At 60.7% G+C, this 22,157-nt stretch carries 20 protein-coding genes; 13 read left to right on the top strand and 7 right to left on the bottom strand.

Features of this window, described 5'->3' with window-relative positions; translation table 11 throughout:
* Window positions 1-17: 17 nt before the first annotated feature.
* The 4 genes from ACYVHT_RS12115 to ACYVHT_RS12100 are packed head-to-tail and all read left to right on the top strand — an operon-like array spanning window position 18 to window position 4,664.
* Entirely contained in the window at window positions 18-1,004 is a 987-nt protein-coding gene (locus ACYVHT_RS12115; RefSeq protein WP_460551799.1) for an FAD binding domain-containing protein, read from the top strand.
* 12 nt (window positions 1,005-1,016) lie between these two features.
* On the top strand, window positions 1,017-3,350 hold the full coding sequence (locus ACYVHT_RS12110) for a xanthine dehydrogenase family protein molybdopterin-binding subunit (RefSeq protein WP_460551796.1): 2,334 nt from the start codon (window positions 1,017-1,019) through the stop codon (window positions 3,348-3,350).
* Window positions 3,351-3,353: 3 nt separating this feature from the next.
* Window positions 3,354-3,989: a nucleotidyltransferase family protein gene (locus tag ACYVHT_RS12105; RefSeq protein WP_460551793.1), complete on the top strand. Its 636-nt coding sequence runs from the start codon at window positions 3,354-3,356 to the stop codon at window positions 3,987-3,989.
* 36 nt (window positions 3,990-4,025) lie between these two features.
* Window positions 4,026-4,664, top strand: a complete 639-nt coding sequence (locus ACYVHT_RS12100) for an NUDIX hydrolase (protein ID WP_460551790.1) — start codon at window positions 4,026-4,028, stop codon at window positions 4,662-4,664.
* 6 nt (window positions 4,665-4,670) lie between these two features.
* Here ACYVHT_RS12100 and ACYVHT_RS12095 read toward each other — a convergent pair whose 3' ends face one another.
* The gene (locus ACYVHT_RS12095; RefSeq protein ID WP_460551787.1) at window positions 4,671-5,948 is read right to left on the bottom strand and encodes an MFS transporter; all 1,278 of its coding nucleotides are present in this window, start codon (window positions 5,946-5,948) and stop codon (window positions 4,671-4,673) included.
* Between the two features lie 130 nt (window positions 5,949-6,078).
* On the opposite strand from ACYVHT_RS12095, the gene ACYVHT_RS12090 reads away from it, so the two are divergent.
* The 3 genes from ACYVHT_RS12090 to nth all read left to right on the top strand — a co-directional run bounded on the left by ACYVHT_RS12090 (window position 6,079) and on the right by nth (window position 8,512).
* Entirely contained in the window at window positions 6,079-6,483 is a 405-nt protein-coding gene (locus ACYVHT_RS12090; protein ID WP_460551784.1) for a hypothetical protein, read from the top strand.
* A gap of 298 nt (window positions 6,484-6,781) precedes the next feature.
* Entirely contained in the window at window positions 6,782-7,417 is a 636-nt protein-coding gene (locus tag ACYVHT_RS12085; protein ID WP_460551782.1) for an RNA polymerase sigma factor, read from the top strand.
* Window positions 7,418-7,834: 417 nt separating this feature from the next.
* Window positions 7,835-8,512: an endonuclease III domain-containing protein gene (gene nth, locus ACYVHT_RS12080; RefSeq protein WP_460551779.1), complete on the top strand. Its 678-nt coding sequence runs from the start codon at window positions 7,835-7,837 to the stop codon at window positions 8,510-8,512.
* A gap of 116 nt (window positions 8,513-8,628) precedes the next feature.
* Here the strand turns inward: nth and ACYVHT_RS12075 are convergent, their stop codons facing one another.
* On the bottom strand, window positions 8,629-9,831 hold the full coding sequence (locus tag ACYVHT_RS12075; protein WP_460551776.1) for a glycosyltransferase family 4 protein: 1,203 nt from the start codon (window positions 9,829-9,831) through the stop codon (window positions 8,629-8,631).
* Between the two features lie 84 nt (window positions 9,832-9,915).
* Complete coding sequence (gene gldB, locus ACYVHT_RS12070) at window positions 9,916-10,938, bottom strand: gliding motility lipoprotein GldB (protein WP_460551773.1); 1,023 nt, start codon at window positions 10,936-10,938, stop codon at window positions 9,916-9,918.
* Between the two features lie 81 nt (window positions 10,939-11,019).
* Here gldB and ACYVHT_RS12065 point away from each other — a divergent pair, with 81 nt between their 5' ends.
* The gene (locus ACYVHT_RS12065; protein ID WP_460551770.1) at window positions 11,020-11,697 is read left to right on the top strand and encodes a porin family protein; all 678 of its coding nucleotides are present in this window, start codon (window positions 11,020-11,022) and stop codon (window positions 11,695-11,697) included.
* Between the two features lie 81 nt (window positions 11,698-11,778).
* Here the strand turns inward: ACYVHT_RS12065 and ACYVHT_RS12060 are convergent, their stop codons facing one another.
* The 3 genes from ACYVHT_RS12060 to ACYVHT_RS12050 form a co-directional block, all read right to left on the bottom strand.
* A complete protein-coding gene (locus tag ACYVHT_RS12060; protein WP_460551767.1) occupies window positions 11,779-13,386 on the bottom strand; it encodes an Rne/Rng family ribonuclease in 1,608 nt (535 codons plus the stop codon).
* A gap of 436 nt (window positions 13,387-13,822) precedes the next feature.
* A complete protein-coding gene (locus ACYVHT_RS12055) occupies window positions 13,823-14,743 on the bottom strand; it encodes a tetratricopeptide repeat protein (protein WP_460551764.1) in 921 nt (306 codons plus the stop codon).
* A gap of 149 nt (window positions 14,744-14,892) precedes the next feature.
* The gene (locus tag ACYVHT_RS12050; RefSeq protein ID WP_196286816.1) at window positions 14,893-15,201 is read right to left on the bottom strand and encodes an HU family DNA-binding protein; all 309 of its coding nucleotides are present in this window, start codon (window positions 15,199-15,201) and stop codon (window positions 14,893-14,895) included.
* A gap of 220 nt (window positions 15,202-15,421) precedes the next feature.
* Here ACYVHT_RS12050 and mutY point away from each other — a divergent pair, with 220 nt between their 5' ends.
* The 4 genes from mutY (at window position 15,422) to recG (ending at window position 19,963) form a co-directional block, all read left to right on the top strand.
* Window positions 15,422-16,474, top strand: coding sequence for an A/G-specific adenine glycosylase (gene mutY, locus ACYVHT_RS12045; protein WP_460551760.1), 1,053 nt, complete (start codon window positions 15,422-15,424; stop codon window positions 16,472-16,474).
* A gap of 143 nt (window positions 16,475-16,617) precedes the next feature.
* Window positions 16,618-17,049 (top strand): single-stranded DNA-binding protein, encoded by a 432-nt coding sequence (locus ACYVHT_RS12040; RefSeq protein ID WP_460551757.1) that lies wholly within the window; start codon window positions 16,618-16,620, stop codon window positions 17,047-17,049.
* 156 nt (window positions 17,050-17,205) lie between these two features.
* Window positions 17,206-17,790: a gliding motility lipoprotein GldD gene (gldD, locus tag ACYVHT_RS12035; protein WP_460551754.1), complete on the top strand. Its 585-nt coding sequence runs from the start codon at window positions 17,206-17,208 to the stop codon at window positions 17,788-17,790.
* 73 nt (window positions 17,791-17,863) lie between these two features.
* Window positions 17,864-19,963: an ATP-dependent DNA helicase RecG gene (recG, locus tag ACYVHT_RS12030; RefSeq protein WP_460551751.1), complete on the top strand. Its 2,100-nt coding sequence runs from the start codon at window positions 17,864-17,866 to the stop codon at window positions 19,961-19,963.
* A 63-nt stretch (window positions 19,964-20,026) separates the two neighbouring features.
* Here the strand turns inward: recG and ACYVHT_RS12025 are convergent, their stop codons facing one another.
* A complete protein-coding gene (locus ACYVHT_RS12025) occupies window positions 20,027-20,254 on the bottom strand; it encodes an ADP-ribosylation factor GTPase-activating family protein (protein ID WP_460551748.1) in 228 nt (75 codons plus the stop codon).
* Window positions 20,255-20,615: 361 nt separating this feature from the next.
* On the opposite strand from ACYVHT_RS12025, the gene ACYVHT_RS12020 reads away from it, so the two are divergent.
* Window positions 20,616-22,073, top strand: coding sequence for a hypothetical protein (locus tag ACYVHT_RS12020; RefSeq protein ID WP_460551745.1), 1,458 nt, complete (start codon window positions 20,616-20,618; stop codon window positions 22,071-22,073).
* The last annotated feature ends 84 nt before the right edge of the window (window positions 22,074-22,157 follow it).

The following is a 22,157-nucleotide window of genomic DNA, read 5'->3' as shown; positions in this document are numbered from 1 at the left end:
GTTTTAGACGCAGGACCATGAACGACTTCACCTACCTCCAGCCCACCCAGCCGAAAGAAGCCACCGCTGCCGTGCGCGACAACAAGGAGGCTGCTTTCATCGCCGGCGGCACGACGCTGCTCGATTTGATGAAGCTTAATGTGGAAAACCACAACGAGCTTGTGGATATCAACAACCTCGCTTTCAGAGGAATCGAGCAAACCAGCGACGGCCTGCGCATTGGGGCGCTGGAGCGCATGAGCGACGTGGGCGAGCACCCGCTGGTGGTGCAGAACTACCCGGTGGTGTCGCAGGCGCTGCTGCTGGCGGCTTCGCCGCAGCTGCGCAACATGGCCAGCATCGGGGGCAATATTCTGCAGCGGACGCGCTGCGGCTACTTCCGCGACACGGCCTTCCCGTGCAACAAGCGCGTGCCCGGCTCGGGCTGCCCGGCGCAGGACGGCGAAAACCGGGGCCTCGCCATCCTGGGCACCAGCAAGTCGTGCATCGCCACCTTTCCCGGCGACCTGCCCGTGGCCCTGGCTGCGCTCGATGCCGTGCTGCTGCTGGAAAACGCCAAGGGCAAGCAGCGCCGCGTGCCGCTGGTCGATTTTCACCTGATGCCCGGCGACACGCCCCAGAAGGAAACCGTGCTGGAACCCGGCGAGCTGATTGTGTCCGTCACGATTCCGGCCGCCGCGCACGCTCGCAACTCAACGTACCTGAAAGTGCGCGACCGCACCTCCTACGCCTACGCGCTGGCTTCGGCGGCCGTAGGCCTGGATGTGCAGGGCGGCACCATTCGCGCGGCGCGGGTGGCGCTGGGCGGCGTGGGCACCAAGCCCTGGCGCTCGGCAGCGGCTGAGAAAATCCTGACCGGTGCGCCGGCCACCGAGGCCACGTTTCGGGCTGCTGCGCTGGCCGCCCTGCGCGACGCCCAGCCCCGCGAACAGAACCGCTTCAAAGTAGAATTGGCCCAGAACACGCTGGTGCGCGCCCTCACCGACCTGGCCACCAAGTCTTAACGCACCCGAGCCATGTACGACAACGAACCTGCTTTCTTCGAAACCTCGCCCAGGCCCAACGTGGTGGGCAAGCCGCTCAACCGCGTGGACGGACGCGACAAGGTGATGGGCCGGGCCAAATACGCGGCCGAGTACCCGCTGCCCGGCCTCACCTACGGCGTGCTCAAAACCAGCGACATCGCCAAGGGCCGCATTCAGAGCATCGACACCAGTGCGGCGGCCAAAGAGCCCGGCGTGCTGGCCATCTACACCCACCTCAACCTGCCGCCGCTGGCCAAAACCCCCAACGATGCCGAGGGCAAAAAAGCCATTGGCGCGCCCATGGGCTTCCTGCCGCTGACTTCGGATGTCATTTATTACGCCGGCCAGCCCGTGGCCATCGTGGTGGCCGATACCTTCGAGCGCGCCACCCAGGCCGCCCGGCTGGTGCGCGTGAGCTACGCTGCTGACAAGCCCATTGCGGCCTACACCAACCCGGCGGCCCAGCTGTTCGACCCCGAGAAAATTCAGGATGGCAAGGCCGACGGGCACGTGCGGCGCGGCAATGCCAAAGCCGCGCTGGCCAGCGCGCCGGTGAAGCTCACGGCCACCTACACCCACGCCATCAACCACCACAACCCGATGGAGCCGGGCGCCACCACCGCCGTGTGGGAAGCCCCCGACCGCCTCACCGTGTACGAGGCCACGCAGGGCGTGACGCGCACCCAGAAGGCGCTGTCCACCATGCTGGGCTTGCCGCAGGACCAGGTGCGGGTCATCACCAAGTTCATCGGGGGCGGCTTTGGCTGCAAGGGTTCGTGCTGGCCGCACACCGTGCTCACGGTGCAGGCCGCCAAAGGCGTGGGCCGGCCGGTGAAGCTGGTGCTCACGCGCCAGCAGCAGTTCACGAGCATGGGCCACCGCGAAGACCAGACCCAGACCCTGAGCGTGGGCGCGACCAAAGAAGGCAAGCTGCTGGCGCTGGTGCACGAAAAAACGTCCACCACCTCGCCCTGGGATAACTACGCCGAGGCCAACAGCAAAATCATCAACCTGCTCTACGAGTGCCCCAATTTCGAAGCCAGCTACCAGCTGGCCCGGGGCAACGTGATGACTTCCACCTTCACCCGCGCCCCGGGTGAGGCACCGGGCTCGTTCGCCATCGAGTGCAGCATGGATGACCTGGCCTACCAGCTGGGCATCGACCCCATCCAGATTCGGCTGCTGAACTACGCCGAAAAAGACCCCAGCACCGGCCAGCCTTGGAGCAGCAAAGGCCTGCGCGAGTGCTACGCCCGTGGTGCAGAGCTGTTTGGCTGGAGCAGGCGCAACCCCAAAGCCGGGGTGACGCGTGATGGCAAAACCCTGGTGGGCTGGGGCATGGCCACGGCCAGCTACCCGGTGCACAACTCGCAGGGCACGGCCCGCGTGCGCCTCTACGCCGACGGCCACGCCGTGGTGCAGGCCGGCGCCACCGACCTCGGCACCGGCACTTATACCGTGATGACGCAGGTGGCGGCCGATTCGCTGGGTTTGCCGCCCGAGAAAATCCGCTTCGAGCTGGGCGATACCAAACTACCCACGGCCCCCAACTCGGGCGGCTCGGTGGCAGCGGGCACGGTGTCGTCGTCCGTTTATATGGCAGCGCAGGACGTGTGGGAGCGGCTGACCAGAATGGCCATTAAAGACCCCAAGTCGCCCCTTTTCAAGGCGAAGCCCGAAGACGTGGTGATGGAGAAAGGCCGCCTGCAGCTGAAAGCTACCCCCGCGAAAGGCGAAGACTTCATGGCCCTGATGAAGCGGGCCGGCCTGGACGACATTGAAGGCACCGGCCAGGGCAAATACGGCGCGGGCTACGAGGCCGGCCAGCGCGCCAACACCGCCAGCGACGCCCACAAGGACGAAGCCGGCAAGCACTCCATGCACTCCTTCGGCGCGCATTTCTGCGAGGTGCATGTGGACCCGCAGCTTGGCACCGTGCGCGTTACGCGCTGGGTGAGCGTGCACGCCGCCGGCCGCATTCTCAACGCCAAAACGGCCCGCTCCCAGATTATCGGCGGCAGCATCTTCGGCATCGGCGCGGCCCTGATGGAAGCCACCGTGCGCGACCCGCACTACGCCCGCTATACCAACGCCGACCTGGCCGACTACCACATCCCCGTAAACGCCGACATCCCGGACATGACCGTGGAATTCATCGACGAGCACGACCCCTACATCAACGCCATGGGCGTGAAAGGGATTGGCGAGATTTCGATGGTGGGGGTATCGGCCGCCGTGGCCAACGCCGTGTTCCATGCCACCGGCAAGCGCGTGCGCGATTTGCCCATCACGCCCGACAAAATTCTGGGCACGAAGGCTGTTTGATTTATGACTGCTGACACCCTTTCCAGCGCCACCGCTCCTGCTTCGGCCGGGCCGGTGGCGCTGCTGTTGCTGGCTGCCGGGGCCTCTACCCGCATGGGCCGGCCCAAGCAGCTTCTACCCTACCACGGCAAAACGCTGCTGCGTCGGGCGGCCGAAACGGCCGTGGCCAGCGGCTGCGCCCCCATTATTTTAGTAACCGGCGCACTACATGAGGCATTGGTGGCCGAAGTGGCCGACCTGCCCATCCGGGCGGTGCACAATGCCGCCTGGGAAACGGGAATGGCCTCGTCCATTCGAACCGGGCTGGGGGCCCTGGCCGTGGCGCGGCCCGCGGCCGTGCTCATCATGCTCTGCGACCAGCCCTTGGTAACGCCGGAGCTATTGCGCCAGCTGGCAGCCCAGCATCGCCAAACCCAGGCCCCTATTGTGGCGGCGGCCTACGGCGATACGCTGGGCGTACCGGCCATCTTTTCCCAGACCATGCTGCCCGATTTGCTTCAGCTGCAAGGACAGCAGGGCGCGGTGCGGCTCGTGGCCAGCCTGGGCACCCTGGTGGGCCGGGTGCCTTTTCCGGCGGCCCGGTTCGATGTAGACACACCGGCGCAATACGCCTCGTTGTTGCACGAAAACCCTTACTAAAGCCGGCTGTCAGCCGCAGCCCCAATCCGTAAGTACATGCCCGCACCCACCGACTGGCTGCACATTGCCCAGCGCCTGCAAGCCCTCGCCCAAACCGGCCTCGCCTACGCTTCCAACGGTTTCGAAACCGAGCGCCATCAGGAAATCCACGCCCTCAGCATGCAGATGCTGGCCAATCTCACCCACGAGCCAGTGGCCCGGCTCAACGCCGTTTTTGCCAACGAAACCGGTTATCCTACGCCCAAAGTGGACATTCGGGCCGTCCTCTTCCGAGGTACTGATGAGCTCCTGATGGTGCAGGAAAAGATAGATGGCAACCGCTGGTCGTTGCCCGGCGGCTGGGCCGACGTGGGCTACACGCCCTTCGAAGTGGCCGTGAAGGAAGTGCAGGAAGAAACCGGCCTCGCCTGCCGGGCCGTGCGCCTGCTGGCCTTGCTCGATAAAAAGCAGCACCAGCACCCGCCGCAGCCGTGGTACGTGTACAAGGCCTTCGTGCTGTGCGAAGCTACCGGCGGCAGCATCCAGCCCTACACCAACGAAACCGCCGAAGTACGCTGGGTGCACCGCGACGAGTGGCCCACGCTCGATTTATCAGTGGACCGCGTGACCCTGGCCCAGCTCGAAACCATGCTGGGGTTTGCCCGCAACCCCGATTTGCCTACGCTCTGCGATTGAAGCAACCTACTTCGCCGCCCCCGATTCCAGCTTCCGCAGCTTGTCGGCCCGCCAGGCCGTGACGGCCACCACCAGCAGCGTCATCAGGCCGCCGAATACCACCGAGCGCACCGTGCCCAGCAGCTTGGCCGCCGCGCCGCTCTCGAAGGCCCCAATCTCGTTTGAGGAGCCAATAAAGATATTGTTCACCGCCGATACCCGGCCCTTCATGTATTCCGGCGTGTAGGTGTGGATGAGCGTGGAGCGCACAATCACCGACACCGAGTCGAACACGCCCGTCAGAAACAGCAGAAACAGCGACAGATAGAAGTTTTTCGACAGCGCAAAGGCAATGGTGGCCAGCCCGAAGCCCGCCACCGCCCACAGCAGCTTGCGCCCGGCGTGGCGCTTCAGCGGGAAGTAAGTCAGGAAAACCGCCATCAGCACCGAGCCGATGGCCGGCGCCGCCTCCAGCTGCCCAAAGCCGGCCGCGCCCACCTTCAGAATGTCGGTCGCAAACACCGGCAGCAGCGCCACCGCCCCCCCAAACAGCACCGCAAACATATCCAGCGACAGCGCCGCCAGCACCAGCTGGTTGCTGAAAATAAAGCGCAGCCCGCTCAGCACGCTGTCTTTCAGGTTGAGCCGCTCGCCCTCCATCGGCGGCAGCTCGCGGCTTGCAATGCGTACAAACTGGAACAGCGCCAGCGCCAGCAGGCTCGTGCTCACCAGGTACGAATCGGCCACGCCCAGCCTGGCAATCAAATACCCGCCGATGGCCGGCCCCAGCACCGACGAGGCTTGGTAAGTCGTGCTATTCCAGGTAATGGCGTTGGGCAGCAGCACCCGGTCGGGCAGCAGCTGCGGCATGAAGGAGAACAAGGCCGGCCCCATAAAGCCCCGCGCAATGCCGCTCACGAAAATCACCCCGTACAGCGGTATTGTGTAGAGCGCATCCTTGGCCAGCAGCCCAATGCCGTAGGGGCTGGCAAAAAATGCCAGCGCCGCCGCGCACAGCAGCAGCAGCGCCAGGGCCACCACCACAATGTTCTTGCGCCGCACCGAATCGGCCACGTAGCCGGCATAAAGCGACACCACAATGCTGGGCACGGCTTCCGACAAGCCAATCAGGCCCAGCGCCAGCGGGTTGTTGGTGAGGTGGTAAATCTGCCAGCTTACGACCAGGCCCTGCACCCGCGTGGCCACCGTGAGCAAGGTGCGGGCCGACACCAGGCGGCGAAAATCGGGAATGCGGAGGGCCGCGTAGGGGTCGTGGGCCGGGGCCTCGTCGGGGGTCGGGAGCATAGAGTAACCAAGGTGGCCGGTGTGGCGGCCCGTCGTAAAGGTAAACCGGGCCAGCGGCGGCAGGTTGGATTGGCGCCCGGCTTGCGCCTACCTTGTGTACGCAACCCCCACGGCTGCCCCACTCCCCCTCATGTTCGATTTCGGCCTGGAAATAACGCCCCGCCCCGACCTGCCGGCCATCGTGGCCCGCTGGCAGCGCGAAATCACCGAGCCCGAATTGCAGCGTGGCTACCTTGCCATCCTCGACGCCGGCGACGCCCTCGGCTGCTGGCGCTGGCTCCTCGACCTGCGCCGCCGCGAAGAGCTGGCCTCGCCCGCGCTGGGCCTTTGGATGCACAACGACTTTTTTCCGCGACTTGCCGGCCGCTACCCGGCGGCGGTCCGCATTGCTTTTCTCATCTCGCCGCTGCGGGCCGCGCAGGAAAAATCCAGCAGCTCTGCCGCTGGCCTGAGTGCCGACAGTCGTGGGGAACATGGCTACCAATCCGGTCTTTTCACCGACGAAGCCGCCGCCTACCAGTGGCTGGCCCAGTGATTCCGGAGCACGAGCCACAAAGTTTTACGCTGTGCCGGAAACTTTTTTTCGAAAAAACACCTAAGCCGTTTTCTCAAAAAATGGCCTGGATGAAGTTTCCGGGAAGGTTGCTCGCTTTTTGCAAAAAGATTTTGTCATTTTTCGACCAATCCCTATTGCGAAAGTGGAGTGCGTTTCTCTACATTTGAATCGATGCAAGCGCGCTGAAATCCCGGCTGCCGCATCCCCTCCAATTTTTTTTCTCGGTAACTGCATACTATGGCCTAAAGCTCTACGTTCCCCTATTCCGTAGCCCTTTATGGACCTCTTGCAACCGAGCGACTCCGCGCTCATCTCGCTCTACCTGGCCGGCCAGGAATCCGCTTTCGCCATCCTCCTGGAGCGGCATCGCAGTCGTGTGTTCACGACCATTCTCCTCATCGTGCGCGACGAGGACGTGGCCGAGGACCTCTTGCAGGATACGTTCATCAAGGCCATTCACACCATGAAGAGTGGGCGCTACAACGAAGAGGGCAAGTTTGCCCCCTGGATTTGCCGCATCGCCCACAACCTGGCCATCGACTCGTTTCGCCGGGGCAAGCGGGCACCCCACGTCAGCCTCACCGACAACGAGCGCCTGAGCAATACGTTAACCATTGCCGATGACGGCCCGGACGATATTCTGGCCCGCGAAGAAACCCACACCCGCCTGCGGGCGTTAATCCAGGAACTGCCCGCCGCCCAGAAAGAGGTGCTGCTGATGCGCCACTACGGCGACATGAGCTTCCAGGAAATTGCCGACGCAACCGGCGTGAGCATCAACACCGCTTTGGGCCGGATGCGCTACGCGCTGATAAACCTGCGGAAGAAAATGACCGCAAATTCCCTCGATTATGATTCAAACCTTACCCCATTCGACACTTCTCCAGTATGTGTACAACGAATTGCCTCCTGAAAGGCAGCGCGAGGTAGAGGAGGTCCTGCAGCACGACCCGGACTTGGCCGCGACCTGCGCCGACCTCCTTTTGGCCCAGCGGGCTCTCGACGGCGTGCGTCGGGAACCGCGGCCCGAAACCTCCGAGGCCATTTTGCGCTACTCGCGCACTTTTTTGAGCAAGTCCTGAGCCCCTTCAATTTTTTGTGGCTCCCGCTGCACGCGCCCCGCTGGCGCGAGAAGCTGAAGCATGAGAAGACAGACCGTTAGTAACCGTCTGTCGTGCCGAACACAGAGAAGCACCTTATTACGCCGGAACAAGTTGTTCGAGCGTGACAGGGTGCTTCTCTGCGTTCAGCACAACCGCTCCACACAAGCCCGTTGGATAACGACACTGCAGCTCTTTCTACTTTTGCTGCCCCTCTCATTCTTCACTGCATGACTCGCGCCGAACGGTTCCGCTTCCTACTCGACTATTTCACCACCAATTTTCCGGAGCCGAAAACCGAGCTTGCCTACCGCAACCCCTACGAGCTGATTGTGGCCGTCGTGCTCAGCGCCCAGTGCACCGACAAGCGCGTGAACCAGGTGATGCCCGCGCTGCTGGCCGAATTTCCTACCGCCGCCCACCTCGGTGCGGCCACGGCCGAGGATATTTTTCCTTTCATCCGCAGCGTTTCTTACCCGAATAATAAAGCTAAGCATCTGGCCGGCTTGGGCCGAATGATTACCGAGGACTTCGGCGGCGAGGTGCCCAGCCAGCTCGACGAGCTCCAGCGCCTGCCTGGTGTGGGCCGCAAAACGGCCAACGTGGTGGTTTCCGTCATCTACAACCAGCCCGCCATGGCGGTTGATACGCACGTTTTCCGGGTGTCGCACCGCATCGGCCTGGTGCCGAAAACGGCCACGACGCCGCTGGCCGTGGAGAAGGGGCTGGTGAAGTACATTCCGCAGGAGCTTATTGCCAAAGCGCACCATTGGCTGATTCTGCACGGCCGCTACATCTGCGTGGCCCGCACGCCCAAATGCAGCAGTTGTCCGCTCGCGCCCAGCTGCGCCTATTTCGAAAAAACCTTTAGCAAGCCACCGGTGGCCAAGCCGAAGCCGACAGCGTAACAGCGGACTGCCTGTCGTTACAAATATGCCCGCCTTCGCTTTGGCATAAGCCGGTATAAACCCGGCACTGTTCGGCACAAACCGTTGCATATTACAGTGTAACCCGCGCCCAGGCTTTATCCGGCCGCAGCTTCCAGTATCTGCTGCACACGGGCGGCGAGCAGTTGGCGGTCGAACTCCTGAATGGCCAGCCGGTGGCCCTTGGCTCCTGCTTCGGCCAGCAGCCCGGGCTGGGCTAACAGCTCCCGCAACCGGCTCACAAGAGCCATCGCGTTGCCGGCCGGCACGTACCAGCCGCAGCCGTGCTGCTCCACCAGCGCTTTCGTCCAGCCGGTATTCGTCACCACCACGGGTGTGCCCACGGCCAGCGAATCATAGAGTTTGGCCGGCGAATTGGAATCCAGCACCGGCAAGCCCAGGAACGACACCACCGATACCGTGGCCAGCGCAAACCAGCTGAATACCTCGTGCCGCGCCTGCCCGCCCACCAGCCTGATGCGCCCCGGCCACCGCGCCGCCGCCGCCGCAATCAGCGGCTCGAAATAGCCGTGCCCCAGAAACAGCCAGACGGCTTCTGAATCGGCAGCGGCCATCGCCTCGGCCGCCGCAACCAGCGTTGGCACATCATTGGCCCGCCCAAAGGTGCCGGCGTATAAAATCACCTTTGCCCCCGCCAGCCCGTGCTGTTGCCGGAGTGCCGCTACGGCCTGGGGCGTAGCGCGAGCCGCCAAATCCAGGTCGGTGCCGTTGAGCACGGTGGTGACTTTGCCGGCCGGAATGCCCAAATCCGTCACGTAGCGCGTCATATCCGGCGAAAGCGGCAGAATGTGCCGGGCGCTTTTGTACAGCCGCTTTTCCAGCTGGTACAGCTGCTGCCGGGCCAGTGCGGTGGGTACTGCCCCCATCGCAATCGGGAAAGCCGGCCACAAATCCTGCACCTCGAACACCCACGGCACCCGCCGCCAGCGCGCCACCTGCGCCGCCGCCCAGGCCGCCGTCAGCGGCGTACTGATGCCCCATATCACGTCCGGCTTGTCAATGCGCAGCCCTTCGCGCACGGCCCAGGCGGCGTATTGCGCAAACGCCAGCGCCCGCCGCGCCGGCCCCATTTTGTTCTCGTAGGGCACCTCTGCCGCCCGAATTTCCACTCCCGCCGGCACCCAGGCAAACTCCTGCGTCAGCCGCTGGCTTTTCCAGGCGGGCGTAGTCAGCAGCGTCACCCGATGCGTTTTGGCAATATGCGCCAGCAGCGTGTAGTGCCGGCTCGTGGCCGGGCAGTCGGGATTGGTGTGGTACTGGCTGAAAACGGCAATGTGCATGAAGTCAAGTGGTGAATGGCTGAATGCGTGAATGGGTGAATACTTGGCGGTAGCCGCCCGTTCGCCCGTTCTGCCGCTCACCCATTACCTTTTCGGCCGGTAGTGCGAGTCGTTCAGAATGCGCTGGGCATTCTTCTCTGCCATCAGGCGGGCCAGGCTCACGTCGGGATGCTCGGCCACGTACTTGCGGATGATTTGCAGGCCCACCCACTGCCCCACCCGGCCGGGGCAGGTTTTGTCGATTTCGGGCACATTGGGCCGCTCGCCCACGTATTTCTGCAGCTGAAAGGGCGTGGTTGAGTAGAGCAGGTTTTTCTCCAGAAAATGCGCCCACACCCGGCCTTCGTTGGCCTCCAGGCCCACCATTTCGCGCTCGGTATAGCCCATCAGCAGCGAATCAGGAGTGCAGGGCAGCACCCGGCTGGCAAAGTACAGCGCCTTGCCCTGGTGTATCATGGCATCCAGCATGGTGTTGGCAGTCAGCTCGTGGCGGTTGTATTTGCTCGAAACGGCCTGGGCCACCAGCGGCATCAGGCCGGCCGGGTTGTAGCGACGCAGCATATACTGCGGCAGGTCGGGCCGCTTGCTGGCTTTGGGGCCCGCAAACCAGTCAAGGCTCATCACCAGCAGGCTGTCGTTCACGTAGATATCCTTGGCCAGAAAGCCACTCACGTAGGTAGCCGTCGGCGGCACCCGGAAATCGGTGAAATAATAATGCACCCGCCGGAACATCTCCCCCAAATCGTGGCGCAAGGCCGCACTATCAGGAAAGGCCGCGGCCGTTTCCTGGCCCAGCTGTTGCAGCGCCGGGTTGGTTGCCAACTGCACCAGGCTGCTGTCGAGCGCTGCTTCGGTAGCCGGCTGGCGTTGCAGATAATACTTCGCAAACGTCGGGTTAGCATCCATAAAGCGCTGCGCATCGGCCGGCGTTTTCAGGCCGAAAAAGGCAGGCTCCAGCCGTTTCAGGCGCATGGGCACGGCCGCCGCATCCTCGGCATCGTCGGGGCGGCAGCCCTCGGCCGGTCCGCTCTTACAAGCGCTCAGGCCTAAGCCGATTCCCAGAAACAAGGGCAGCCACCGCCGCCAGGCAAAATTATTCGTATTCACACGCGTTACTTTGATGTAAAATTAGCCAAAACCTGTCGGCTGTCGGCATTGGCCGGGCGCAATCGTATTTATCCAGTTTGTATGAAGAAGCTACTCCTCCCCCTATTGGCCCTTGCTGCTACCATCGGCACTGCGTCGGCGCAGGTCGAAATCGGCCTGAAAATATCGCCCTCCATTACCAGCCTGCGGGCCGAGTCAACTTCTGCCAACGCCTTCAAAAGCGACGGCAGCCAGTTTGGTTTCGGCGGTGGCCTGGTGGTCGATTATTTCTTTGGGGAAAACTACGCTTTCAGCACCGGCCTGCTGCTCACCGGCAAGGGCGGCACCATTGCCTATACCGATGTATCGGGCAATGTTCCCCTCCCGGTTAAAATGAAGCTGACCACGCAGTATCTGGAGCTGCCGCTGTCAGTCAAGCTGTTCACCAACGAAATTGCCCCCGCCACCCGTCTTTACTTTCAGGTTGGCGGCTCCTTAAACGTGCCCATCGGTACGCGCATCGGCGGCGAGAAATTCTACCGGGACCCCGCCACCGGCGTCGAAAACAAAGCCAGCGACTACATCTACTTCATTGATGCCGATGCCCTGGCCGGCCTGGGCGTGGAGTACCAGCTGGGCAAAAGCACCAAGGTATTTGCTGGTTTCAGCTACCATCGCGGCCTGGTTGACGTCGACCACTATTTCGAAAGCAAGCGCGACTTCAAAGACGTCACGCTTAAAAACAGCGGCGTTGCGCTGGACCTGGGCATCAAGTTTTAGGTTTTCGAATCAGGCAAAAAGCCCCGCCGGCAGCACGAATGCTCCGGCGGGGCTTTTTGTCTGCTTGCCTTTTAGCGAGTGCTAATCCACAATTTCCACCTCGCGGTCCTGCAGGCGGCTCATGGCGGCAGCCGACGAACGCAGCTGAATTTCCTCACCCCGCTCGTCTTCGATGCGGTAGTCGGTGAGGCCCAGGCTGCTGTCGTTCACAACTTTCACCCACTTGTAGTACTTGAGGTACCATTTCATCTGGCGCGAAATCAGGCCCTTCGTGTAGTAGGCATACAGGAACGGGTGCACCGACAGCGTGATGCCCGACTGGTTCTGGTTCACCAGCAGGTCGTCGATGCTGTTGTCGATGTCGTCCGTCACCTGGATAGAGGCCGAGATTTTGCCGGTGCCGCCGCAGGTGGGGCACACCTCGCCGGTCACGATGTTCTCGGCCGGGCGCACCCGCTGGCGGGTGATTTGCAGCAGGCCAAACTTCGTGATGGGCAGCACCGTGAACTTGGCTTTGTCGTGCTTCATCACGTCGCGCACGGCATCTTCCACCTTCTTGCGGCTTTCGGCCGAGCGCATGTCAATGAAATCGACCACGATGATGCCGCCCATGTCGCGCAGGCGCAGCTGGCGGGCCACTTCCTTGGCTGCCAGCATGTTAATCATCAGCGCCGTCGCTTCCTGGTCGTTTTCCTGGTTGCTCTTGCTGCCCGAGTTCACGTCGATGACGTGCAGGGCTTCGGTGTGCTCAATCACGAGGTAGCCGCCACCGGGCACGGTCACAGTCTTGCCAAACAGCGTTTTCAGCTGCTTCTCAATGCCGGTCTGCTCGAAGATTTTGATTTTCGAGTTGTGCAGCTTCAGCAGGCCAAGTTTATCGGGCGCAATTTTCTGCAGGTAGTCGCGCATCTCGTCGTACATCGCCGGGGCATCCACGGTAATGCTGTCGAACGACTCGTTCAGCATGTCCCGCACCATCGATGACGTACGGCCCAGCTCACCGAGCACCTTATCGTTGGGCTTGGCGGTGCGCAGCGTGGAGTACAGCTGCTCCCACTTCGCCACCATGTCCTGCATGTCCTTATCCAGCTCAGCCACTTCACGGCCCTCCGCCACGGTGCGGATGATAACACCGAAGTTTTCAGGTTTAATGCTGGCAATGAGCCGTTTGAGTCGGTCACGCTCACCCTTGCTCACAATTTTCTTGCTGACGCTGATGGTGTTCGAAAACGGCATCAGCACGAGGTAGCGGCCGGCCATCGAAATGTCGGTGCTCACCCGGGGGCCTTTCGTCGAAATAGGCTCCTTGATAATCTGAACAACAAGCTGTTGTCCTTTCTTAAACACGCTTTCGGCCTTCCCCACTTTGTCGAGAGGAGCCTCAAACGTGAATTTCTCTAGTCCGGCAGTCGCCGCGCGGCCGTTCTGGACCGTGCGTACCCATTTCGTGAATGAGTTGTACTGCTCGCCGAGGTCGCCGTAGTGCAAAAACGCGTCCTTCTCGTAGCCAATGTCCACGAAGGCAGCGTTCAGGCCGGGCATCACCTTTTTCACGGTGCCCAGGAAGATGTCGCCAACCGAATAGTTGGTGTCGTTGCGGTCGAAATGGTATTCAATCAGCCGCTTGTCTTGCAGCAACGCAATCCGCTCGCCTTCCTGAGTAGAATTAATGACTAATTCATTACTCAAAGCCTTGATTTAATTAAGGTAACCTGCCGGAAACTGCCACCGAAGGCCTACCCCGAAACTAGCAAAGGGAAGCCAGAACCCGGTGGTTCTGGCTTCCCTCGCGAGCCACGGGAAAAGCACCTAGCGCGGCCTCCCTCGGAGGCTACGTGAGAGATAGGCGGCTGACTCCCTTCCCGTTAGGAAAACTGCCGGCCGCCGCTACGCCCCGTGAGGCTTACTTCTTCTTGTGGCGGTTCTTGCGCAGGCGCTTCTTGCGCTTGTGGGTGGCAATCTTATGACGCTTTCTTTTTTTACCGCAGGGCATGATGCTTGGGGGTTAAGTTGGTGATTGTTCTGGTTTTTCGTTTCCGACTTCTGGCTTTTTGATTTTGGTTTTTTGATTTTGGTTGACAATGGTTTGAAACCATCGAAAAACCAGAACCAAACAACCAAAAGCCTACTTCAGCTTGGCAATTTCCTCCTCTACCGAAGCGGCCAGCGCCGGGTCGTTGCTGAGGCTTTTGGCGGCGAGGAAGGCTTGTTTGGCTTCTTCTTTGGCGCCGGTGCGGGCCAAAGTTACGCCGAGGTAAAATTGTCCGTTCACGTTTTTCGGATTGACTTTCACCAAATCCTGGAAACGCTTCACGGCTTTGTCGTACTGGTTGCTTTGCACCGCGAGTATCCCCATGTTATACAGGGCTTTCTCGTTGCGGGGGTCGGCTTCCAGCACTTCGCGCAGGTAGGTTACGCCCTGCACAGGGTTATCGGAGGCCATATAGGCCATGCCGAGATTGGTTTTGGCATCAAGGTTACCGGGTTGGTCCTTCAATACCCTGGCATAGAGCTCGCGCGCCTTGCCGCCGAGCAGTTTCACCCGCTCATCGGTGGCTGCAAAGCTAAATGCCTGAAAATAGGCATCGGCGGCCTGCTGCCAGTTTTGGGCACTGGGCTTGGCCAAGGCCACTTGTTCCAGATAATAGCCCGCGCTGTCGAACCGCTCCACGCTGTTGTAGCGGCGGGCCAGGTTGGTGGCCACGGCAGCTTTGGCAGCGGGGGTGGCGGCGGCGTTGTATTCGCCCAGCAGCCGCGTCAGCTCCTGCCGTTGGGCAGGCGTGGCCGTGGTGTGCGGGGCGGCGTTGGGGCCCTTGTTCTCAGTGGCCGTGGCCGGCACCGCACCCGAGGAAGCCTCGGTTTTGGAGCCGTTGGTGGCCATGCCGCCGCCGTCGCGGTTGGCCGTCGCGGCAGCATCCTTGCTCAGCTCCGATTTGCTTTCCTTGGGCTTCATGATGCCCTTGGGCAGCAGGAACAGGCCGCCAGCCAGCACAAGTGCGGCGGCAACGAGAACCAATTGGTGCGGAGCAGAGCTGGTAGTAGCCATAGGCTGAAAAAAACCGGCCGCCGGGCTTTCCCTCGCGGAAAAGACACCGGCGGCACGGCCGGCAATTTTTCAGTGATTAATGCTTCATGAGTAATGGCCAATGACCATCATCACCAACCGTTAATCACCAATCGTTAAGCATTGATAAACTAAGCTTTGGCAGCAGTCGATTTTACTTTCTTGCTGTTCTTGATTTTCGCCACGAAGGTTTTCGACGGCTTGAAGCTCGGGATGTAGTGCTCCTCGATGATGAGCGACGTGTTTTTCGAGATGTTGCGGGCTACTTTACGGGCGCGCTTCTTGTTTACGAACGAGCCGAAGCCGCGTACATAAATGTTGTTGCCCTCGGTCATCGAATCCTTCACGACTTTGAAGAAGGCTTCAACAGTCATCAATACATCAGCTTTCTCGATGCCGGTCTTCGTGGAGATTTCGGCGATTACCTCAGCTTTCGTCACGTTGGTATGGTACTTAGGTGGTTGAAAAAAATACAGTTGCAGGCAAAAAAACTCCCTAATTCCAGCGTAAGCCTTTGCCTCGTAGGCGGTTCGCCCTTGAATTGGGGCCACAAAGGTAACCCCATTTTTTTGTTTTCCCAATCAACCATCCCAAACTAGTTGCAGTCCCAAATTATTCGCTTTCAAAATTTTGGCCCTAAAAACTCCTCAGCCTTCCTTTTTGGCCTCGGCCCTGCTGGCCTGGTACCCCCGCCACCAGCGCGACCTGCCCTGGCGGCATACCCGCGACCCCTACGCTATATGGCTATCTGAGGTCATTCTGCAGCAAACGCGTGTAGCCCAGGGCCTTCCCTACTATGAAACCTTTTTGGCCGCTTATCCTACGGTGCAGGCCATGGCCGCCGCGCCCGAGGCCGAGGTGCTGCGCTACTGGCAGGGCCTGGGCTACTACTCCCGGGCCCGCAACATGCACCGCACCGCCCAGCAGGTGGTGACTGAATACGCCGGAAAGTTTCCCTCTACCTATGCGGAGCTGCTGAAGCTGCGCGGTGTGGGTCCCTACACGGCGGCGGCCATTGCCTCCTTTGCTTTTGATGAGGCGGTGGCCGTGCTCGATGGCAACGTGTACCGGGTACTGGCCCGCATTTTCGGGCTGCACTCGGACATTGCGGCTCCCAGCTCCCGCAAGGAGTTTCAGGCCGTGGCCGACCGGCACATTCCGGCCTCTACCCCGGCCGATTTCAACCAGGCCATTATGGAGTTTGGGGCCATTCAGTGCACGCCGGCCAAGCCGGACTGCCTGTTTTGTCCCCTGCAACAGAGCTGCTGGGCGTTTCAGCACGGGCAGGTGGCGCTGCTGCCGGTAAAAAGCAAAGCCAAGGCGTCGCGGACGCGCTACTTTCACTACTTCGTGCTGCGCTACGGTGAGCAAACCTACCTGCGCGAGCGCCGCGAGAAAGACATCTGGCAGGGGCTTTATGACTTTGCGCTGGCCGAAACCACGGTGCCCGAACTGCCGCCCGCCGAGCTGGCGCGGCACCTGGAGGCGCTGGGTGCCGTGCTGGACACCAGCCAGGTTTCGGAGCCCAGCGCGGCCTACAAGCACGTATTGAGCCACCAGAAGCTGGAGGCGCGCTTTCATCCACTGGTGCTGGCGCAGCCGCTGCCAGCAGCCGCTGTGCGCGATTTGGGCCTGCGGGCGTACTCACCCGCAGAGATTGAAGCGCTGCCCAAGCCAAAACTGATTGCTAACTATTGTGACCAGAATCTTTGAAAAGCAGCCTGCCAATATTTTTGGCCGAAATCAGCAAAAATATTTAGCAAACTCTTGCAATAACGCCGGCTTAATTTCTTATCTTTGAAGCAAGAAAAGGCCGGGTGGCTTTTTTGATTCTGTATTTCCTAACGTGCAATAATATGGCCGGAGTGAACAAGGTGATTTTGGTAGGCAACCTGGGCAAAGACCCCGAAGTGCGCCACTTGGAAGGCGGTGTGAGCGTGGCTCACTTTACCCTCGCCACCAACGACTACTACAAAGACAAGCAAGGCAACCGCGTGGAGCGCACCGAGTGGCACAACATCTCGGCGTGGCGCGGCCTGGCCGACATGGCGGATAAATACCTCAAAAAGGGCCAGCAAGTGTACATCGAGGGCAAGCTGCGCACGCGCCAGTACCAGGACAAGGACCAGCAGACGCGCTACATCACGGAAATCGTGGCCGATGAGATTTCGATGCTGGGCGGCCGTCCGCAGGGCGCCGGCCCGGCCCCGGATGCCAGCGGCGCAGCCGTGCCTGAGCCGCAGCACAGCTTCCGGCAAGAGCCGGAGCTGGACCAGCTGCCGTTCTGAATTCCGGGTATCGGACTGACGGGCCTGTGGCTGCAGCTGTCCAAATCGATGATTGACAAAGAGCCCTGGCACTGTGCCGGGGCTTTTTTCGTTGCGATGCCCGTTACCTTTGAAGCTATGAAGGCCGGGCTATTTCAGGCTGAAGCCGCTTTTTGCATGAGATATTTTTCAACCGCGTCGTTGCTGCTGGGCTTGGCGCTGCTGGCGAGCTGTTCGTCGGCCCCGGATTTTACGCCGAAGCCCAAGGGCTACAACCGCATTGACCTGCCCGCGCACCGCTACCAGCTGCTGGGCGGCGGCCACCCCTACGAGTTCGAATACTCGAAGGAAGCCGTGATTAAGCGCGATTCATCGTACATGGCGCAGCCGCACTGGCTGAATGTGTACTACCCCCGGCTGCACGCCAACGTGCAGATTACCTACATGGACGTGCAGCGCGACCGCCGCCTCTACAACAAGATGATGGAGGACGCCCGCAAGCTCACCGGCAAGCACGAAATCAAGGCGACGGCCATCGATGAGCGCATTTTGAAAATGCCGAGCGGTATGCGCGCCTCGGTGTTTGAGCTGCAGGGCGAGGTGCCGAGCCAGTTCCAGTTTTATACCACCGACAGCACCAAGCACTTCCTGCGCGGTGCGCTCTATTTCAAAACCGCCACTGCCAACGATTCGCTGGCTCCGGTGATTGAGTACGTGAAGATGGACATGGTGCGGATGTTGAATACGCTTAAGTATAAATGAGGAATGAGGAATGAAGAATTGTGCAGGACGACAATTCCTTATTCTTCATTCCTCGTTCCTCATTCCTCCAAGGATGAGTAATTTCTTCAATACCCGGCTGGAGTTTCTGCGCTCGGTGGGCAGCACCCAGCGGGCACAGCTGTTGGGTAAGGAGCTGAACCTGTTTACCTACGGCGACCTGATTCAGCGCTACCCCTTCCGGTACCTCGACCGGACGCAGGTGTACAAAGTGGCCGACCTGAACGACGACCTGCCCTACGTGCAGGTGCGCGGCATGCTGCGCGGCAAGGAGCTGGTGGGCGAAGGCCCCAAGCAGCGCCTGACCGCCAAGGTGGGCGACGGCACCGGCGAGCTGGAGCTGGTGTGGTTCAAGGGCATCAAGTGGGTGCAGCAGGTAGCCAAAAACAACCAGGAGTACATCGTTTTCGGCAAGCCCACCATGTTCAACGGCCGGCCCCAGATGGCGCACCCGGAGCTGGAAGAAGTGGGTGAGAACAAGCCCGGCCAGAGCTTTCTGCAGCCGGTGTACAACACCTCGGAGAAGCTCAAGAACTACCACCGCGTCGATAGCAAGGCCATTATGCGAATGACGGCGGAGCTGCTGAAGCTGGCCCAGCCCCACATCCGGGAGTCGTTGTCGCCGGCGCTGATTGAGCGGTATGGGCTGATGCCCAAGGCCCAGGCGCTGCAGCAGATTCACTTTCCCCAGAATGCGGAACTGCTGGCGGCGGCGCAGTTCCGGCTGAAGTTTGAGGAGCTGTTTTTTGTGCAGCTGAAGCTGCTGCGGCAGCGCGACCAGCGCAAGGTGACGCTGGCCGGACAGATTTTTAAGGAGGTGCCGACGCTGGTGGATTTCTATAAAAACCACCTCACGTTCGATTTGACCGGTGCGCAAAAGCGGGTCATTCACGACATCTACAAGGATTTTTGCGCGGGCAAGCAGATGAACCGGCTGCTGCAGGGCGACGTGGGCTCGGGCAAAACCATTGTGGCCTTCATCTCGATGCTGATGGCGGCCGACAACGGCGCCCAAAGCTGCCTGATGGCCCCGACTGAGATTCTGGCCGACCAGCACTACACCGGCCTGAAAGTGTACGCCGACGCGTTGGGCATTAAGATTGGCAAGCTTACGGGCAGCACCCGCACCTCTGAGCGGCGCGTGCTGCACGAGGAGCTGCGCAACGGCACCATGCACATGCTGGTGGGCACCCACGCGCTGCTCGAAGACGTGGTGCAGTTCCGTAACCTGGGGCTGACCATCATGGATGAGCAGCACCGCTTTGGGGTGGCGCAGCGCTCGAAGCTGTGGCAAAAAAATCCGCACATCATCCCGCACGTGCTGGTGATGACGGCCACGCCCATTCCGCGCACGCTGGCCATGACCCTGTACGGCGACCTGGATGTGAGCGTGATTGACGAGCTGCCGGCCGGCCGCAAGCCCATCGTGACGGTGCACCGGTTTGACGCCAACCGCCTGAAGGTGTTTGAGTTTATCCGCGACCAGGTGAAGATTGGGCGGCAGGTGTACATCGTGTACCCGCTGATTGAGGAGTCGGAAACGATGGACTACAAAGACCTGACCGACGGCTACGAGAGCGTGGCCAGGGCTTTCCCGGAGATGCAAATCAGCATCGTGCACGGGCGCATGAAGGCCGAGGAAAAGGACTACGAGATGCAGCGCTTCATCAACCGTGAAACGCAGATTATGGTGGCCACCACCGTGATTGAGGTGGGCGTGAACGTGCCCAACGCCTCCGTGATGGTGATTGAGTCAGCCGAGCGGTTCGGCCTTTCGCAGCTGCACCAGCTGCGCGGCCGCGTGGGCCGGGGAGCCGACCAAAGCTACTGCATCCTGATGACGGGCTTTAAGCTGAGCAAGGATGCCCGTACGCGCCTCGAAACCATGGTGCGAACCAACAACGGCTTCGAAATTGCCGACATCGACCTGAAGCTGCGCGGCCCCGGCGACCTGATGGGCACCCAGCAAAGCGGCGTGCTCGATTTGCTGATTGCCGACCTGGCCAAAGACGGCCGGATTCTGAGCGAAAGCCGGGCAGCAGCGCATACCATTCTGGCCGAAGACCCCAACCTGGCCGACCCGCTGAACGCCAATATCCGGCATCACATCGAGAGCCTGCCGGCCACGGCAGTGAACTGGAGCCGGATTAGCTAGGACTTTTCCGGAAAAAAGTATGGGCAAAAAAAAACGACCTTGATAAAAGTCGCTGCTGGCTGCCTAAAACATTTCGGCTAAAAGTCCGCTACCGCTCTGCTGCGGCTGGGCCTTCTCTCGGCCACTCTGCACGGGCTGGGAACCATAAACCTGGTGCACCAGCACCACATTGGAGCTGGAGGCTTTTTGGGTATTTACGGTTTGCGCAACCGTAGCAGGAGACGCCTGCTTGGCCATTTTACCACTGATAATGAGCGCAGTTAACAACGAGAACTTAAGCAAGGATTTCATAATATAGTAGAATATTTGCGGGTGCAAAGGTACAATGGGACGGTGCCCGGTTCAACAATTTTGTTTTCAAAAGCCCTTCAGCTCAACGGGTGAGCTGACTAGAGGGCTGGAAAAGAGCGCGAATTTTTCGGCCTCCTACTTACCCCGATTGGGTATGTTTTCGGAACACGAAGTAAACGGATGCCCTGTACGGGAGTGAGGACGGAAGTGTTATGCTTCGGCTATTTTTTTGTTAGTACAGCCCCAACATTGTTGGGCTCAGGAAAACGATAACGCCGTGAGCGTGGGCCAAAAACGGTACTTTTGGGCGCTTTCAGCACTTACCGTTTTTTTTCTCATGCTTCAACTACGTCCGAATTTTATGCTGCGACGCGCCCTGTTCCTTGGCCTGACGAGTTTGGCCACGGCTGGCCTGGCTGTGCCAGCGCTGGCTCAGAAAGTGAAGTCGGCTCCGTTTAGCTACCTGCCCGAGCAGGGCTCCGACCGCTACGACATGCGCGTGCCCCACAAAACCCTGGCCCTGGCCGATGGCTCCGGCTTTGTCATTCTGGCCCACCAGAGTGCCGGCGGATACGCCGTGGAGCGCTACGATGCCGACCTCAAAAAGCTCTGGACAACCACCATTCCCATTTCGCCGGGCGAAACGCTGGAAGCCTTTGGGCGCGGCACGCAGCAGGTGCTGGTGGTGCTGCACCACAAGGACGACAATGGCCAGAACCTAACCGCGGTGCCCGTGAACCTGCAAAGCGGCCAGAAGGGTGCGCCCAAGGTGGTGATGGCCGCTGCCGCGCGCGACCGGCGGCCGGGCGTGTCCATCTCGCCCGATGGCAGCCGGCTGCTGGCCTTCCGCTACCTCACCCGCGAGCAGCAGGTGACGAGCATTGTGGCCACGCTGTTTGACCAAAGTCTGGCGCAGCTGGAAGAGAAAACCTACAACTTCCGCGACCAGGGCGACTTTTTCTCGCCGGCCGTGCACGTGGCCAACGACGGCACGCAGTACGTCACGCTCATCAGCGACGGCATGAAGAAGCTGACCGTGCGCCGCTACCCGGCCGGCGCTTCTACCGAAATCAAGGTGCTGGGCGTGCCCGTGGGTGGCGTGTTTGGCGGCAAGGCCGTAACCGTGCGCGATGCCCGCTTCACGGTGCTGAATGATGGCAGCCTGTATGCCGCCGCGCTGTGCGCCGACTACACCACCGGCGAGTACTACAGCCTGAAAGTGGTGAAATTCGATTTCAGCAGTGCCTCCGGCGACATGAAGTTCTCGCCGGAAGTTCGTTTCACCCCAGCCTACCTGGCCGAAGTGACCAAAGCCACTGGCCGCGAGACGAAACGCCTCGAAGATTTGTACCTGGGTGAGCTCTTACTCACCCCCGAAAAGCAATTGGTGGTGGTAGCCGAAAAGCATTTTGAGGAAGGCGGCGACGACTCGCCCGTACACGCCCGCGAGCTGCACGTATTCGGCTATAACGAGTTTGGCGCGCCTACCTGGCATAGCATCGTGGCCAAAGACCAGGTGGCCCCGGCCGTGGATGCCTATACCGGCATTGGCTTCCGGGCTGCGGTGTTTGGAAGCACGGTACACTTGCTCACGCTCGAAACCATTGACAAGAAATCGGACCTCTACCTGCGCCGCGTGAATGCCCAAACCGGCATTATCAGCCCGCCCGAGCGCCTGAAGCTGAACGTGGCCGACGACCAGCATCTGGCCTACGTGAAAGATTTCACTACCTGGCTCAATGAGAAAACCATCGTCGGCGTGAGCCGGCCGAGCAAGAAATCGGCCGCGCTACAGCTGGAAAAGATTGTGGTGAAGTAACGCAGCTTCGAGCTTAGCCATAGCTGAAAGGCCACTCCTTATAATAAGGAGTGGCCTTTCCATTTTTATGCTATTTAATTCAGC

It is taken from the genome of Hymenobacter daeguensis, assembly GCF_054780555.1.
The sequence above is the reverse complement of the archived record's forward strand: the minus strand, read 5'-3'. Positions and strand labels throughout refer to the sequence as shown.